16 protein-coding genes are annotated in these 14,599 nt (G+C 65.4%); 2 read left to right on the forward strand and 14 right to left on the reverse strand.

Features of this window, described 5'->3' with window-relative positions:
* Positions 1-52: 52 nt before the first annotated feature.
* The 5 genes from HCA61_RS12150 to HCA61_RS12170 all read right to left on the reverse strand — a co-directional run bounded on the left by HCA61_RS12150 (position 53) and on the right by HCA61_RS12170 (position 4,567).
* Positions 53-583, reverse strand: coding sequence for a CinA family protein (locus HCA61_RS12150; RefSeq protein WP_240959146.1), 531 nt, complete (start codon positions 581-583; stop codon positions 53-55).
* Positions 580-1,152: a dihydrofolate reductase family protein gene (locus tag HCA61_RS12155; RefSeq protein ID WP_169688417.1), complete on the reverse strand. Its 573-nt coding sequence runs from the start codon at positions 1,150-1,152 to the stop codon at positions 580-582. The genes HCA61_RS12150 and HCA61_RS12155 overlap by 4 nt, the downstream gene beginning before the upstream one ends.
* A gap of 115 nt (positions 1,153-1,267) precedes the next feature.
* A complete protein-coding gene (locus HCA61_RS12160) occupies positions 1,268-2,029 on the reverse strand; it encodes a pyrimidine reductase family protein (protein WP_169688418.1) in 762 nt (253 codons plus the stop codon).
* Between the two features lie 38 nt (positions 2,030-2,067).
* Positions 2,068-2,574, reverse strand: coding sequence for a flavin reductase family protein (locus HCA61_RS12165; RefSeq protein ID WP_169688419.1), 507 nt, complete (start codon positions 2,572-2,574; stop codon positions 2,068-2,070).
* Positions 2,575-2,674: 100 nt separating this feature from the next.
* Positions 2,675-4,567, reverse strand: a complete 1,893-nt coding sequence (locus HCA61_RS12170; RefSeq protein ID WP_169688420.1) for a propionyl-CoA synthetase — start codon at positions 4,565-4,567, stop codon at positions 2,675-2,677.
* 133 nt (positions 4,568-4,700) lie between these two features.
* On the opposite strand from HCA61_RS12170, the gene HCA61_RS12175 reads away from it, so the two are divergent.
* The gene (locus tag HCA61_RS12175; protein WP_169688421.1) at positions 4,701-5,369 is read left to right on the forward strand and encodes a GPP34 family phosphoprotein; all 669 of its coding nucleotides are present in this window, start codon (positions 4,701-4,703) and stop codon (positions 5,367-5,369) included.
* Between the two features lie 10 nt (positions 5,370-5,379).
* Here the strand turns inward: HCA61_RS12175 and HCA61_RS12180 are convergent, their stop codons facing one another.
* The 7 genes from HCA61_RS12180 to HCA61_RS12210 all read right to left on the reverse strand — a co-directional run bounded on the left by HCA61_RS12180 (position 5,380) and on the right by HCA61_RS12210 (position 12,043).
* Positions 5,380-6,897, reverse strand: coding sequence for a carboxyl transferase domain-containing protein (locus HCA61_RS12180; RefSeq protein ID WP_169688422.1), 1,518 nt, complete (start codon positions 6,895-6,897; stop codon positions 5,380-5,382).
* Positions 6,898-7,002: 105 nt separating this feature from the next.
* On the reverse strand, positions 7,003-8,196 hold the full coding sequence (locus HCA61_RS12185; protein ID WP_169688423.1) for an ABC transporter permease: 1,194 nt from the start codon (positions 8,194-8,196) through the stop codon (positions 7,003-7,005).
* Positions 8,193-9,083 carry an ATP-binding cassette domain-containing protein gene (locus HCA61_RS12190; protein ID WP_169688424.1) on the reverse strand — a complete coding sequence of 297 codons (891 nt, stop codon included), beginning with the start codon at positions 9,081-9,083 and terminating at the stop codon, positions 8,193-8,195. The genes HCA61_RS12185 and HCA61_RS12190 overlap by 4 nt, the downstream gene beginning before the upstream one ends.
* A gap of 4 nt (positions 9,084-9,087) precedes the next feature.
* Positions 9,088-9,618 carry a hypothetical protein gene (locus HCA61_RS12195; protein WP_169688425.1) on the reverse strand — a complete coding sequence of 177 codons (531 nt, stop codon included), beginning with the start codon at positions 9,616-9,618 and terminating at the stop codon, positions 9,088-9,090.
* A gap of 3 nt (positions 9,619-9,621) precedes the next feature.
* Positions 9,622-9,894 carry a helix-turn-helix transcriptional regulator gene (locus HCA61_RS12200; RefSeq protein WP_054806144.1) on the reverse strand — a complete coding sequence of 91 codons (273 nt, stop codon included), beginning with the start codon at positions 9,892-9,894 and terminating at the stop codon, positions 9,622-9,624.
* Positions 9,895-10,030: 136 nt separating this feature from the next.
* On the reverse strand, positions 10,031-10,405 hold the full coding sequence (locus HCA61_RS12205) for an RNA-binding S4 domain-containing protein (protein ID WP_169688426.1): 375 nt from the start codon (positions 10,403-10,405) through the stop codon (positions 10,031-10,033).
* Positions 10,406-12,043 (reverse strand): ABC-F family ATP-binding cassette domain-containing protein, encoded by a 1,638-nt coding sequence (locus tag HCA61_RS12210; protein ID WP_169688427.1) that lies wholly within the window; start codon positions 12,041-12,043, stop codon positions 10,406-10,408. It abuts the gene before it with no gap.
* A gap of 55 nt (positions 12,044-12,098) precedes the next feature.
* Between HCA61_RS12210 and HCA61_RS12215 the strand changes: the two genes are divergently transcribed.
* A complete protein-coding gene (locus HCA61_RS12215) occupies positions 12,099-12,608 on the forward strand; it encodes a pyridoxamine 5'-phosphate oxidase family protein (RefSeq protein ID WP_169688428.1) in 510 nt (169 codons plus the stop codon).
* 4 nt (positions 12,609-12,612) lie between these two features.
* Here HCA61_RS12215 and HCA61_RS12220 read toward each other — a convergent pair whose 3' ends face one another.
* Both HCA61_RS12220 and HCA61_RS12225 read right to left on the reverse strand, forming a co-directional pair.
* Complete coding sequence (locus HCA61_RS12220; protein WP_169688429.1) at positions 12,613-13,257, reverse strand: NAD(P)H-dependent oxidoreductase; 645 nt, start codon at positions 13,255-13,257, stop codon at positions 12,613-12,615.
* 37 nt (positions 13,258-13,294) lie between these two features.
* On the reverse strand, positions 13,295-14,521 hold the full coding sequence (locus tag HCA61_RS12225) for an MFS transporter (protein WP_240959147.1): 1,227 nt from the start codon (positions 14,519-14,521) through the stop codon (positions 13,295-13,297).
* Positions 14,522-14,599: the final 78 nt, after the last annotated feature.

Consider the following 14,599-nt stretch of genomic DNA (forward strand, 5'->3'; position numbering starts at 1 on the left):
TGCGCACGTGGTTTTCGGCGCCGCTGGGTCGGTGTGAATCGGCCGGTCCGCGTCAGGAAGATACTTCGTCGATCAGCAGCCGCAGCGCGTGACGTACCGTCTGTGCCAGCACGCTTTCCGGGTCTCCGTCGAAATGCTGTTCTTCGGAGCGTGTTCCACGCGGTCCGGTCGTCGCGAAACATACGGTGCCGGGCGGCCGTCCGTCCTGTGGGTCGGGGCCGCCGGCGCCGGTGACGGCGACGACGATGTCGGAGGCGAGTAACCCGGCCGTCGACTCGGCCATCGTGCGCGCTGCCGATTCGCATACCACCGGCCCCTCGGGCACTTCGAGCAATCCGTGTTTGACGGATCGTGAGTAGGCCACGATCGCGCCGCGAAACCATTCGGAGCTTCCCTTTGCTGCTCCGAGTCGTGCCGCCAGTGTGCCCGCCGTGAGAGATTCGGCGCATCCGATGGTGAAATGGCGGCCGGATGCGAGTGTGCCCAGTTCGTCGATCAGTGCATCGGACAGGTCCGTCCCTTCGACGACATCGTCATCGTGGACATCGGGGTCGTTCCCCCGGCGCGCCATGGTCGGCGTCATGCCTTCGTCGTGAAGCGATTGAAGACGACACCGCTGTCGAACACACGACTTTCCGCCAGCTCGAAGAACTGTGGCTCGAAACCGGTTCGGAACAAGGGAATCCCGTTTCCGGTGATGATCGGAGTGACCTCGACTGCGAGTTCGTCGATCTCCGAGAGCAGCTCACCCGCGAGGGTCCCGCCGCCGCACAACCAGATTCCCCTGCCGTCCTGCTTCTTCAGGTCGCGAACGTATTCGAGTGGGTCGGTCGCCACCACGGTTACGGTGTCGTCGGGGGATTGCTGCAGCGTCTTCGAGAAGACGTACTGCTGGAGATGCGGATAGGCGCTGGTGAGGCCGACGCTGAGCGAGGGCTCCCATGTGCGACGACCCATGACCACCGCGTCGAAGTGCTTGCCGGGCGCCGTGACCTCGAGTTGGTCGCGAACGTGCACCGGCAGTGTCTCGGGATACTCCTCGATCCGGTGAAACATGTGATCGCCCTCGGTGGGAAAGAATTCGGTGCCACCGGAGGGGTCGGCGATGAATCCGTCGAGTGTCGTCGCGACGTAATAGGTCAGTGTGCGCACGCAGCCCTCCTCGAATCTGGGTACAGGCCGAGACCTGATCGAACTGCAACGCTAGAACGGGCTCAGCACCGAAGCCAGCACATTCGACCGGTTTCCACCGAAAAGTTGTCATTCGCTAGTCGGTGGCCGTATCGCGGACCCATCGAGTGAGGATCGTGCCGTCGTCGTCGCACACCAGGTGAGTGCGCCGCATCTCGGTGACAGCGGAGGCGGGGGAATGAGCGATACGGTCCGCAGACCCTGCAGCGAGCAGCGGCGCCCAGGTCAGGCACAGGTCGTCGACGACGCCGTCGGCGATCATACGACCGAACAGTCGGGGGCCTCCCTCACACAGGACTCGGTTCCACCCCGCTCGAGCCACGGCGGCGACGATGGCCTCACCGCCGATGTCACCGTCCGCGATGACACGGACGTCCGCGCCGGCGTCAGCGAGTGTGCGACGTTTCTCCTCCGGCACTGCGCCGCTCGTGAACACAACCGGTGGTACGACGGTGTCGGTGAACAACCGCATCCCCGGATCGAGATTGCCCGATGCAGTGACCACCGCAATCGGTGGCACCGCCGACAAACCCGCGGCGGTGCGGCGTTCCCGAAGAGAATTACTCGTCCGTGCACCGCCGTAGTTTTCGGTGCGCGCGGTGCCTGCACCGACGACGATCACGTCGGCGAGTTCGCGGAGCAGCCCGAACACGACCTTGTCCGCCGGTGTCCCGAGCCCGCCCGAACGGCCGTCGACAGCGACCGCGCCGTCGAGAGAGGACACGAAGTTCGTACGCACCCACGGCTCGGTGAGGTCGGGCGGATAGGCGTACAACTCGTGCAGATCGGAGCCGCCGAGGACTTGGCCGGGCACTGTGGGGTCGTCGAGTCGTCGCATGCCGTCGATCAGATCACGGAGGCGGCAGTACCGTCACGTCACGCGCCGTGCCCGGGATCCAAGTGCCGCACGTCGTCGAACATCACTGGGTCGCTCAGATCCGAGCGGAGTTCGCCGCTATCCGGGGCGAGCAAGAATCCGACGTGGTCTCCGAGGTCGACTCTCCCCACGATGGCGCCGGTGAACCACGCGGCCGCGTCGTCGAGGATCGGTAGCCCGTGTGGTCCGTCGCTCCAGTTGCATTGTGCGAATTTGTCGGTGTCGTCGCCGCTTCGTGAACCGAACAGCTCGGCCAATGCCAGCTGCGACCGGTCGAGTATATGGACCGCGAGATGCTCGGCGGCACCCGCTACCCGGAACGTCCGGTTCTTGTCGGACAGGGCCACCAGAAATCTCGGCGGATCGATCGCGACCTGTGTGGCGAAGCCGACCAGACATCCGCTGCGTTCGTTCACTGCCTTTGTGGTGACGATGAACATCGGATAGTCGAGCCGGCCGACGATGGCCGAGAAGCCGTCGGCCGAGCCGTGGTCGTCGGTGGGCATGCACGCATCGTACGTGGCAAGTAGTCCGAGCCGGCCCGGTTTGACTGTCCGTTCATGCGGTACCCGAGAGGCCATGACGGACCATTCGGAGCCGCGTCCGTCAGCCGCCGAGCTGCTCCCTCAGCGCGTCGAGTACGGCGGGGTCCTCGATGGTCGACGGCACGGTGTACTGCTCGTGGTCGGCGATCTGCCGCATGGTCTTTCGCAGGATTTTGCCGGATCGGGTCTTGGGAAGCGCGTCCACGACTGTCACGTCGCGGAATGTGGCAACAGCCCCGATCTGGTCGCGCACCAGCGCCACCAGTTCCTGGCGAAGGGTTTCGTGGTCGATGTCGACACCGGCCTTGAGCACGACGTATCCGGACGGACGCTGACCTTTGAGTTCGTCGCGGATTCCGACGACGGCGCATTCTGCGATCGCCGCATGTGACGCCACTACGGCCTCCATGCTTCCGGTGGACAGACGGTGGCCTGCGACGTTGATGACATCGTCGGAGCGGCCGAGCACGAAGACGTAGCCGTCGTCGTCGATGAAGCCGGAGTCGCCGGTGAGGTAGTAGCCGGGGAACGTGTCGAGATACGACCGGCGGTAGCGGTCGTCATCGTGCCACAACCCGGTGAGGGTGCCGGGTGGCAACGGCAAGCCGACGACGATGTTGCCCTCGGTGCCTGCCTCGACCTGCTTGCCTTCGCCGTCGACGATCTCGACTCGATAACCCGGGACCGGGACGGTGGGGGAGCCGGCCTTGAGTGGCATCGGGTCGAGTCCGCGCAGGTTCGCGGCGATTGCCCAACCGGTCTCGGTCTGCCACCAGTGGTCGACCACCGGACGTCCCAGGACCTTCGTCGCCCATTCGTAGGTATCGGGGTCGAGACGCTCACCGGCCGCGAACAGCGTCTGCATCGAGGAGATGTCGTATTTCTTCAGCTCGTCGGCGTCGGGATCAGCCTTACGCACGGCCCGAACGGCGGTGGGTGCGGTGAACAGAGCCTTGACTCCGTACTCGGCGATGATTCGCCAGAACGCGCCCGCATCGGGGGTACCGACGGGTTTGCCTTCGTACATGACGGTCGTCGCTCCGGCCAGCAGCGGTCCGTACACGATGTACGAATGGCCGACTACCCAGCCGACGTCGGAGGCGGTCCACCAGACATCGCCCGCGGCGATGTCGTAGATGTTGCGCATCGACCACATGAGTGCGACTGCGTGGCCGCCGTTGTCGCGAACGACGCCCTTCGGCTTCCCGGTGGTGCCGGAGGTGTACAGGATGTAGAGCGGATCGGTTGCAGCCACAGCCACCGGTTCGGCCGGGGAGGTGTCCGCGACGAGCGCATCCCAGTCGAACCATGCGGCCGAGGATGCCTTGTAATCGTCTGCGGAACCGGGGATCTGCTCGCGGTCCTTCACGATCACCGTGTGCGGGGGAGTCTGCGACAACTGCAGTGCCTGATCGACCATCGGCAGGTACTCGATGGTGCGTCCCGGCTCGAGTCCGCCGGATGCCGTCACCAGCAGCACCGGTTGCGCATCGTCGATACGGGTGGCGAGTTCCTTGGCAGCGAACCCGCCGAACACCACCGAGTGCACTGCGCCGATACGGGCGCACGCGAGCATCGCGATGGCGGCCTCGGGGATCATCGGCATGTAGATGATGACGCGATCGCCGGCAACTACGCCCTGGTCCCGCAGGGCGCCCGCGAACGTGGCCACTTCGCCGAGCAACTCCGAATACGTGTAGGTGCGCTTGGCAGGCACCATCGCCGAATCCCAGATCAGAGCCGTCCGGTCGCCGTGACCGGCGCCCACGTGCCGGTCGAGGGCATTGACGCTCGTATTGAGGGTGCCGTCCGGGAACCACCGGTACGACGGGGCCCGAGTGTCGTCGAGGGCACGGGTCGGGGCGGTGTCCCACTCGACATCCTGCGCGGCCGCGAGCCAGAACGACTCCGGATCCTCCACACTTCGCCGGAACGCGTCCTCGTACGAGCTCATCGGTTCGTGTCCTTCCTCGACATCGACGTGACCGCGACCACCCTATTCGACACCGTCTGCCGGGCGGGACAGGATCGGACGCATCTGCGCCGGGTGGTACCGATGGGTCGGTGAACGGCCGTACCGTGTGAGCATGTCTTTGCTTGCGGAGGATCTGCTGCTTCTCGCGCTCGACGACGACTCGGGAAAGGCGATCGTCGACAGCATCACCTTGCCCCGTGCGCTTGCAGGCGCTGTGCTCCTCGAACTGGCACTCGACAATGTCGTTCTCCTCGATGAGAAAGGGGAGAGGGGAAAGAAGGGCCGGGTCGTGGTGGGCAGTGCGGTGACCACTGACCCGATACTGACCGACGCGGTGGCGCGCCTCGACCAGCGCAGGCCGATGAAACCGGCGGCAGCGATCGAGAAGCTGAGCAAGAACATGAGAGACTCCGTGCTCGAACGTGTCGTGGCGAACGGCTGGGTTCGCGAAGAGCGCGGCAAGGTACTCGGGCTGTTCCCGGCTCGTCGTTGGCCCGCGGTCGACGAGAGTCATGAACGGCGGGTACGCAGCGAGCTTCATTCCGTACTGGTCGACGGGACGACACCCTCGCCCCGCTCAGCAGCGCTGATCTCCTTGTTGTCGGCGACGAAACTGACGCCGAAGATCTTCCCCGATGCCGACAAGAAGAGAGTTGCAGAGCGTGCCAAGGACATAGCCGAAGGTCAGTGGGCAGGTCAGGCAGTTCGTCAAGCGGTCGATGCGATCAACACCGCGATCCTCGTTGCCGTCACCGTGCCCGCAGTGGTAGCGAGCAGCTGAGCGCCGCGACTCAGGCGGGCAAGCCCAGAGCCCGGAAGCGGGAGATTCGGCGCTGGTAACGCTCGTCGGCGGGTTCATCTGCAAGAGAGGACAACTCGCACGCTACTGCGGCGCCGACCCGTTTGAGGAACTGGATCGGCTCATCTGCTGCATCCTGCTGCTCAGGTATGACACCGTCGATGATCCCGTTGCGCAACAGATCCCTCGAGCGAATCCCCTGCGCCTCGGCCATCCGAGGAGCGTGGGTGGTGTCGCGGTGGACGATCGCGCTTGCGCCTTCCGGGGGTAGCGGTGCCAGCCAGCCGTGTTGCGCGCACAGCACCCGATCCGCAGGAAGCAATGCGAGAGCGCCGCCTCCGGTGCCCTGGCCGAGCAACACGGACACGGTCGGCGTCGGCAATGTCACCAGATCCGCGAGGCAACGGGCGATCTCTGGCGCGAGCCCACGTTCCTCGGCTTCCTTCGACAACGCAGCACCCAGTGTGTCGATGACGAGGACCAGGGGGAGTTGTAGTTCGTCGGCAAGTCTCATTGCGCGCCGTGCTTCCCGTAGCGCTCCGGGACCCATTGGTGCTGCGGCAGATTGGCCACTGCGGTCCTGTCCGAACAACACGCACGACACACCGCGGAACCGCGCCAGAGACAACATCACCGTGGCATCGGATTCGCCCTCACCGGTACCGGACAAAGGCACCTGAGCTGACGCCGCGTGCCGCAACAGCTGACGGATTCCGGGACGCTCGGGTCGGCGGGTGAGGATCACCGACTGCCAGGCCGGAATATCGGGGATGTCGTCGACATCGGTGAGTGCAGACTCTGCGGAGGTGTCGGGTTGATCGGGTTCGACGAGAACCCGCAGCAGCCGATGCACCACCTGTCGGATGCCAGGGAGCGGGATCACCCCGTCGATCACGCCGCGCCGATGCAGGTTCTCGGCCGTCTGGACTCCCTCGGGGAAATCCTCCTGGTACAGGGCCTTGTAGACGCGTGGACCGAGGAAGCCGACGAGTGCACCGGGCTCTGCCGCGGTGACGTGACCGAGCGACCCCCAGGACGCGAACACCCCGCCGGTGGTGGGGTTTCTCAGGTACACGAGGTAGCCGAGATGCGTGGCCTTGTGCGCCGCTACCGCAGCCGCGATCTTCACCATCTGCACGAACGCGAGGGTGCCCTCCTGCATGCGGGTTCCGCCCGAGGTGGGTGACGCGAGCAGCGGGAGTCCCTCCGCGGTGGCACGTTCGATCGCGGAGACGATTCGCTCGGACGCAGCTACCCCGATCGACCCTGCGAGGAAAGCGAATTCGCAGGCGATCAGCGCGACCCGGCGTCCGTGTACGGTTCCGACTCCGGTGAGTACCGACTCGTCCACGCCGGACTTCTCCGCGGCGCGCTCGAGTTCGGTGCGGTAGGAGTCGTCGGGCCCGACATCGAGCGGCGCCTCGTCCCACGAGGTGAAACTGCCCTTGTCGAGCACGGCATCGATGAACTGATGTGCAGAGATCCTACTGCCTGCCACGCTGCCTCCCATTCGATCCGGTCACGTGCGACTCTACGACGCGTCCTGGACAGACGAGGGGGCGGTTGTGTGCGAGTTCGACGAGAATCTCGCGCACAACCGCCCCCTCGTTCGGGTTCAGCGGCCGAGTGCTTCCTTCCAAGTCACCGTGCGCCCGATGCGCAGGATCGAACGCTGGTAGATTTTCGCAGCCACCAGGCCGAGGAGTGCGGTGACCGCGACCATCAGCACGATGGTGCCCACGATCTGGAACGGCGACGCGACGCCGGCCGCGATGCGCAGCGGCATCAGGATGGCGGAGAACGGCGGGATCCAGCTCAGCACGGTGCTCCACGTGGCCTCGGGATCGTCGATCGACGAGAACGCCGCGAAGAACATCGCCAGAATGATGAACATGAGCGGACCGGAGGTGGAGTTGACGTCCTCCTGCCGCGACACCATCGACCCGGCAGCGGCGTAGAGCACCGCGAAGAATGCGAAGCCGAGTACGAACCAGCCGAGAGTGCCTGCGAACACGCTGATCGCGGTTCCGGTGATGGTGAGAGTGTCGGTGGCCAGCGCAGCACCGACGCCCACGACACCGTACGCCGCGAGCTGGAGCAAGCCGACGGCGCCGATACCGAGGATCTTGCCCCACAGCAACTGCAGCGGACGCAGTGTCGAGAGCAGCAGTTCGACCACGCGCGACGACTTCTCTTCGACGACACCCATGGCGACGTACATTCCGAACATGAGGATCTGCATGTAGAGCAGGATCACCGCGACGATCGCGAGGATCATGCGTTCACCCTGTTCGGGGTCCGGCGGGTCGATGGCTTCGACCGTGACGGTGGCCTGTGCGGCCGCAGCGGCGATCTCTGCCGGATCGACACCCTGGCCGGTCAGCGCAGCGGACTGTGCTTCCTGCGCAACAGCAGCATCGATCAGGGTCTTCAACGTGGAGTCGATGTCGGATTCGGTGAGGGCGACGACGCTGCCGTCGTCGCCGGGAATCAGGGCGACTTCGAGTTCACCTGCGGCGATTTGGGTGCGTCCGGCGTCGGCGTCCGGAAGTTCGGAGATCTCGAGCGGTGATCCGGTGGCGTCGCCGAGCGCGCCGAGGGTCGTGCTCAGGCTCGGCGTTCCGACGATGCCGACGGTGGGCCGCTCCTCGTCACCCCCACCGAAGACGGACATGGCAACGATGCCCGCAACGATCGCGACCAGGATGATCGCGTTGCTGATGAGGAAGCTCTTCTTCTGAACTTGAGTCTGGAACTCGCGACCGGCGACGAGGCCGATGGCGCGCGTGGTGGACAACGGGGCGCTCATGCGGCAACCACCTCTCGGAACAGATCGGTCAGGGACGGCTGGTGCAGGGAGAATTCGTGGACGGGACCTGTTTCGAGCGCGGTCTTGAGGATCTGCTGGTCGTCGACACCGGGTGAGACCGACAGGACGGTCCGATCACCTGAGTGCTCGACGGTCGTGACACCCGGGAGCCCGTTCGCCCATCCGGTCGGGGCTTGAGGAGCGTGCACCACGAGGCGCGACTCTCCACCGGAGCGCAGTTCGTCCACGGTACCCACGGCACGCATCTGCCCCTTGGAAATGATGCCGACGCGCTGGCACAGACGTTGCACGAGATCGAGTTGGTGACTCGAGAAGATGACGGGGACACCCTCATTCGCCTTCTCTACCAGCACGTCGCTCATGACGTCCACGGCGACGGGGTCGAGTCCGGAGAACGGCTCGTCGAGGACGAGAACCTTCGGGTCGTGGACGAGGGCTGCGGCGAGCTGCACTCGCTGCTGGTTGCCGAGCGAGAGCGAATCGACCGTGTCGCCGAGGCGCTCAGCGATTCCCAGTCGCTTCGTCCAGCGCTGCACCGCGTCGGATGCTTCTGTCTTCGACAGACCGTGGAGTTGAGCGAGGTAGGAAAGTTGTTTTCCCACTTTCATCTTCGGGTACAGACCGCGCTCTTCCGGCATATACCCGATGGTGCGGCGCACGTCGAGGTCGACGGGGTTGCCGTCGAGCCGGACTTCGCCGGAGTCGGCGGCAAGCACTCCGAGGATGATGCGCATGGTGGTGGTCTTGCCTGCGCCGTTGCTGCCGACGAAGCCGAACAGTTCGCCGGGGTGGACGTCGAAGCTCGCGCCGTCCAGAGCGACTGTGCTGCCGTAGCGTTTCGAGAGATTGTCGATTGTGAGTGTCACGTTTTCAGTCCTCAGGGTCGTCGTCGGGGCGGTTCCAGGCGAGCAGGACCGCGGGGAGGCATCCGCTGAACAGTATCGATGCGAGCGCGAATCCGCCCGCTGAGTACGCGAGCGATTGATGGTCGAGCGAATCGGTTGCCCCGCCGAACAGAAGTGCGAAAATCGGTATCAGCAGCAGGGTTTGAGCAACCGACAGACCGATGGAACGGGCGCTGTTCCGTTCGGCGATTTCGCGTTCGTCGAGTGCATGGCGCGGTGCGTCCGATTGGCGGCCCGACACGATCTGGAGGCACGTCCAGGTGAGCAGGAACACCAGGGTTGTCGGCAGCCAGGCAAGTGCGGCGGTGATCGAGAAGTACGAGACGATCGCGATGACGAACATGATTGCGAGCAGGGTCATCACGGTGCCTGCGAGAGCGCGTCGACGTTTCTGGGTGCGCCAGTTCGGTAGCCAGTGAGCGGTCAGGGCCTCGTTCTCGAGGAACCGTCGGGTGCGATAGGTCTCGTAGCGGTCGAGCAGTGTTTCGGCGGGCATGTCTCAGGCCTCCTTCCGAGGTTTGTAGAGCTCGGTCGACAAGGGGGTGAACTCCGTGCGGGAGAAGACGGCTTCCACCGGTAGGGAGAACACATCGCAGATGCGGAACGCGAGGTCCAGGCTCGGATAGTGGTTGCCGCGTTCGAGCGCGCCCACCGTCTGCGGGTTCACGTCGATGAGCTCGGCAAGCTGTGCGCGGCTCATGCCACGCTCCGCGCGCAGTACGCGGATGCGGTTGTAGATGGGGAGCGTTTCCCCACGACGTACCGGACTCATAGAACAAAGTGTTGTGAAAACACAACGATTTGTCAACGTGAACATTCAGATAGAACGGATTTCCAACTTTTGATCGCCTCGAAGACCGCACAAACCCGGCGTCGTACACGGGGAGGGTGTCAGGACTGTGAGGGTGTCAGTCCTCGTTGAAGCCGCGAAGCCGGTCCATCTCGCGCCGCTCCTTCTTGGTCGGCCGTCCTGCGCCGCGGTCACGACGTGGAATGGACGCGAGAACCTCCTTCGGCGGCGGGGGAGGGCTGTGATCGATGTACGTCGTGGCCGCGATCGGTGCACCGACCCGCTTGTTCACCAGCTGCGCGACCTCGACGACCTTCTCCATGCCGTGCACACGAACCCGCACCTCGGTGCCGATCGTGACGGGAGTCGACGGCTTCGCCGTGACCCCGTCGACACGTACGTGCCCGCCCCGGCATGCGCTCGCCGCTGCCGAGCGGGTCTTGAACAACCGCACCGACCACGTCCAGCTGTCGACCCGAACACTTCCACCCATTTACAGCAACTCCTCGCTCAGTTCTCCGCCTTCCAGCTTCCACCTGCGCGTCGCGCGGGTGGTCTCCAGCATGCGCCGATCATGGGTCACCAGCAGCAGAGTGCCGTCGAAACTCTCGATGGCCTGCTCGAGCTGTTCGATTGCAGGAAGGTCGAGGTGGTTGGTGGGTTCGTCGAGCACCAGCAGATTCACGCCGCGGGCCTGGAGCAGGGCGAGACCTGCCCGGGTGCGTTCGCCCGGTGACAGCGACGACGCCGGCCGCATCACGTGATGACCTTTGAGCGCGAATTTCGCGAGCAGTGTGCGGACATCGGCATCCGGCCACTCGGGCACGTGTGTGCCGAAGGCTTCGACCAGAGGCTCGTTGCCCTCGAACAGTCCACGCGCCTGGTCGATTTCGCCCACCAGAACCCCGGACCCGAGTGAAGCGCGACCCGCGTCCGGGGTGAGCGTGCCCAGCAGCAGACGCAGCAGAGTCGTCTTTCCCGCACCGTTGGGACCGATGACGACGATCCGGTCGCCCCACTGCACCTGGGTGCTGACCGGGCCGAGCGTGAACGCGCCCCGAGTCACGACCGCGCCGTCGAGGGACGCAACCATCGTGCCGCTGCGCGGCGCCGCGGCGATGGACATGCGCAGTTCCCATTCCTTACGGGGTTCCTCGACCACCTCGAGGCGCTCGATCCGTCGCTGAGTCTGCCGCGCCTTCGCTGCTTGCTTCTCGGTGGATTCGGCCCGAACCTTCCGTCCGGCCTTGTCGTTGTCCTTCGTTTTGCGTCGGGCATTGCGCACGCCGTGTTCGAGCCAGTTGCGTTGCATCTGCGCGCGATCCTCGAGCGCCGACTTGGTGTCGGCGTACTCGTCGTACTGTTCGCGTGCGTGTCTTCGCGCAACCTCGCGCTCGACGAGATACGCCTCGTAACCCCCGTCGTACACAGAGATCTGTTGCTGCACAGGATCGAGTTCGACGATCCCCGTCACTGTTCGGGCCAGGAACTCCCGATCGTGACTGATGACCATCAGCGCAATCCGGGTGTCGGCGACGAACCGCTCGAGCTGGTCGAGCCCGGCCAGATCCAGATCGTTCGTCGGCTCGTCGAGCAAGAGCACGTCGTAGCGCGACAGCAACAGCGCTGCCAGTCCGGCGCGGGCGGCCTGCCCCCCGGACAGACCCTCCATCGGGGCATCGAGACCCACGTCGAGGCCGAGGTCGGCGACGACCTTCTTGGCTCGTTCCGCGAGATCTGCTCCGCCGAGCGCGAGCCATCGTTCGAGTGCGGGGGTGTAGTCGTCGACGTCGGAGGTGCCCAGCGCTTCGGCTGCGGCATTCATGGTGTTCTCGGCGTCGGCGACGCCGGTGCGGCGTCCCAGGAAACCGAGGATGGTCTCCCCGGGCACCCGCTCGGGTTCTTGCGCGAGGTACCCGACAGTCGCATCGGGCGGGCTCAACGTGACGGAACCGGTGACGTCGGCGCTTCCCGTACCGGCAAGGGTTGTGAGCAGGGTCGACTTGCCTGCGCCGTTTGCGCCTACCAGCCCGATCACGTCGCCGGGCGCGACCGTCAGGTTCAGTCCGTCGAACAAGGTGCGTTCGCCGCGGGATGCCGACAGGTCGCTGATACGTAGGGTTGCGCTCACCTCCCGATTATCGCCGTCGTGATGAGTTCGACGTACGCCGCGGGTCTGTACCGGCATGACCAACGCTGCAGTCACCACCACGATCGACTCCCGTTACGGCGAGCCCGGCGCCGAACCCACGTCGTGGCCTGAGACCGAGGCCCTGTTCGCGTCGGCGCCCTTGTATTGGGTGAGCACCATACATACGACTGGTCGGCCGCATGTCGCACCGCTCGTCGGCGTGTGGCACGACGGCGCTTTCCACCTGACGGTCGGCCCGGGCGAACAGAAAGCGCTCAACCTCGTGCGGGACCCACACATCGCGGTCACCACCGGCTGCAACGAGTGGGATGCCGGCATCGACGTGGTGCTCGAAGGGGAGGCTCACCGCGTCACCGACCACGCGGCACTCACCGCCGTCGCCGCCGCGTACCTCGCCAAATACGACGAAGCCTGGCGCTTCGAGGTCGGCGAGGGAGGTTTCGGTATCGCCGACGAGTTCGCGTGGGTGTTCCGTATTCCACCTCGGAAGGTGCTGGTCTTCGCCAAGAAGCCGCACGGTCAGACGACGCACCGATTCGGGTAGATGGTCAGGAACCCAGCTTCGTCGCGAGTTCACGCACCATGTCCTGCGCGGCAGCGAGGCTCTCCGCGGCTTGCCCGGCGAGCGGTGCCAACGGTGGAATTCTCTCGGCAAGGGTGAGTTCCGCTGTCACGACCGACACCGACATACCGAGCGAGGTGCCCAGCGTTTGCTGGAGCGGCGGGATCACCGAGTCGGTTCCGTCGCCCGGTGTGCCGGGTGCATAGGTGTTGCCGCGACTCGACACGATCACCGCGGGCTTGCCCTTCAGCGGTGCCTCCGGGGTGTCGAACGGCACGGTGCTACCGAGCACGTGGATGTAGTCGATCCACGCCTTGAGCGTCGACGGCATCGACCAGTTGTACATGGGTGCGCCGATCACGACGACGTCGGCGTTCGTGACCTCCTCGATCAGCGCGGCCTGCAACGCTTCGGCCTCGGGATCCGGCCGCTCCGCTCCGGTACGCAACCGCGCTGCGTAGTGCAGCCCGGCGTCGGGCAGGTGGGGCAGCGGCGATCGGTGCAGATCCCGCACGATCACCGTGTGCTCGTCGCCGAGTGAACGCCAGGTGTCGGCGAACAGCGCGGTCAGGCCACGGGAGACCGAGTTATGCAGGTCGGCGGACGAATCGAGGTGCAGCAGCGCAGGCATGGCGTCTCCTGGGTTCCGGCGGTGATGTCGTCGGAGCTTACTGCGCCGTCTGCGGCTGCGTAGCGCCGCCGACGGAGGGGGAGTGTCCGCTCTCCATCTGGACATCCAGCGGATTGGCGATTTCGTCGCGTGGCATCCTCGCCACGACGATCACGACGAGCGCGACGACGATGGGCACCGTACCGGCGAGCACGAATGCAGGGACCAGACCGACTGCGAGTGCAACCGGACCCGCTACCGCCATCGACAGCGGCATGAACACGAGCGAGACGAAGAAGTCCAGACTCGATACCCTGCCCAGCAAATGCGGCGGCACACGCCGCTGCAGCAGCGTCCCCCAGAGCACGGTGGGTGCTTCGAACAGCACTCCGACGGCGAACACGGCTACGACGATCAGCACGATCGAATCGGCGAATCCGACGACGACGAGCGGAATCGACCCGACTCCCCACATCAGCATCATCACCGTCAGATAGCGGCGAGGTAGCCGCGTGGAGGCCATCGTCAGCGCGCCCACGGCGCCTCCCGCGCCGAACGCGGCCAGGACGATCGCGTGGGCGCCCGGCCCGCCGCCGGGGATGTCCTTGACGACGAACGGGATCAGCACCTCGATCGGGCCTGTCAGGACGAGCACGAGCATCGATCCGAACAGGAGCGTGCCGAGTAGCCACGGGGTCCGCGTCATATAGCGAAATCCCTCGACGAGATCCATGGTGGCCGAACGTAGCGGATGGCCGTTCGTGGCCGGTAGATCGCGGCGTACCGGTGTGGGCCGCACCGCGAGCAGGCATAGCGCTCCGGCGACCTCCAACACGACGACCGCGGCCAGCGCCGCGCCCGGCGAGATCGACGCGACCACTGCGCCTGCGAGCGCGGGCCCCGCGGCCTGCATGCACACCGGGCGGAGTAGTCCTTCGATTCCGTTGGCGGCCAGCAGGTCTTGTGGGGGAACGATCGACGGTAGTAGAGCCGAATAGGCCGGGTAGTGGAATCCTTCCGACAGGCCGACAGCGAAGCCTGCGACCGCGAGATGCCAGAACGTCACCCGATCGGTCAGTGCGAGTACCGCGACGATCGCCACGATCGCGGCCCGTGCGAAGAATGCGGCGAGCAGAATCCGTCGCTGCGGTATCCGGTCGGCGAGCACACCGCCGACGAGGCTCGTGAGCACGATGCCGACCGCCGGACCGGTCGCGACCAGCGAGAGCTGGGCGGGTCCGCCGCCGAGCTCTATCACTTGCCACACCAGCGCGATCAGCCACATGGGGCATTCCCCCCGGAGTGTGGACATCCTGAACACTGGGCCATGAAGGGCCCAGAAGGAGTGATGTCACGATGGTGA

Origin of the sequence: Rhodococcus sp. HNM0563 (assembly GCF_012726195.1) — a bacterium.
In the GTDB taxonomy this organism is placed as follows: domain Bacteria; phylum Actinomycetota; class Actinomycetes; order Mycobacteriales; family Mycobacteriaceae; genus Rhodococcus.

Excerpts from the sequence above, each read along its gene's own strand:
- HCA61_RS12150 (WP_240959146.1), bottom strand. The coding sequence starts at position 583 with ATGACGCCGACCATGGCGCGCCGGGGGAACGACCCCGATGTCCACGAT.
- HCA61_RS12160 (WP_169688418.1), bottom strand. The coding sequence starts at position 2,029 with ATGCGACGACTCGACGACCCCACAGTGCCCGGCCAAGTCCTCGGCGGC.
- HCA61_RS12165 (WP_169688419.1), bottom strand. The coding sequence starts at position 2,574 with ATGCCCACCGACGACCACGGCTCGGCCGACGGCTTCTCGGCCATCGTC.
- HCA61_RS12170 (WP_169688420.1), bottom strand. The coding sequence starts at position 4,567 with ATGAGCTCGTACGAGGACGCGTTCCGGCGAAGTGTGGAGGATCCGGAG.
- HCA61_RS12175 (WP_169688421.1), top strand. The coding sequence starts at position 4,701 with ATGTCTTTGCTTGCGGAGGATCTGCTGCTTCTCGCGCTCGACGACGAC.
- HCA61_RS12180 (WP_169688422.1), bottom strand. The coding sequence starts at position 6,897 with ATGGGAGGCAGCGTGGCAGGCAGTAGGATCTCTGCACATCAGTTCATC.
- HCA61_RS12185 (WP_169688423.1), bottom strand. The coding sequence starts at position 8,196 with ATGAGCGCCCCGTTGTCCACCACGCGCGCCATCGGCCTCGTCGCCGGT.
- HCA61_RS12195 (WP_169688425.1), bottom strand. The coding sequence starts at position 9,618 with ATGCCCGCCGAAACACTGCTCGACCGCTACGAGACCTATCGCACCCGA.
- HCA61_RS12200 (WP_054806144.1), bottom strand. The coding sequence starts at position 9,894 with ATGAGTCCGGTACGTCGTGGGGAAACGCTCCCCATCTACAACCGCATC.
- HCA61_RS12205 (WP_169688426.1), bottom strand. The coding sequence starts at position 10,405 with ATGGGTGGAAGTGTTCGGGTCGACAGCTGGACGTGGTCGGTGCGGTTG.
- HCA61_RS12215 (WP_169688428.1), top strand. The coding sequence starts at position 12,099 with ATGACCAACGCTGCAGTCACCACCACGATCGACTCCCGTTACGGCGAG.
- HCA61_RS12220 (WP_169688429.1), bottom strand. The coding sequence starts at position 13,257 with ATGCCTGCGCTGCTGCACCTCGATTCGTCCGCCGACCTGCATAACTCG.
- HCA61_RS12225 (WP_240959147.1), bottom strand. The coding sequence starts at position 14,521 with ATGTGGCTGATCGCGCTGGTGTGGCAAGTGATAGAGCTCGGCGGCGGA.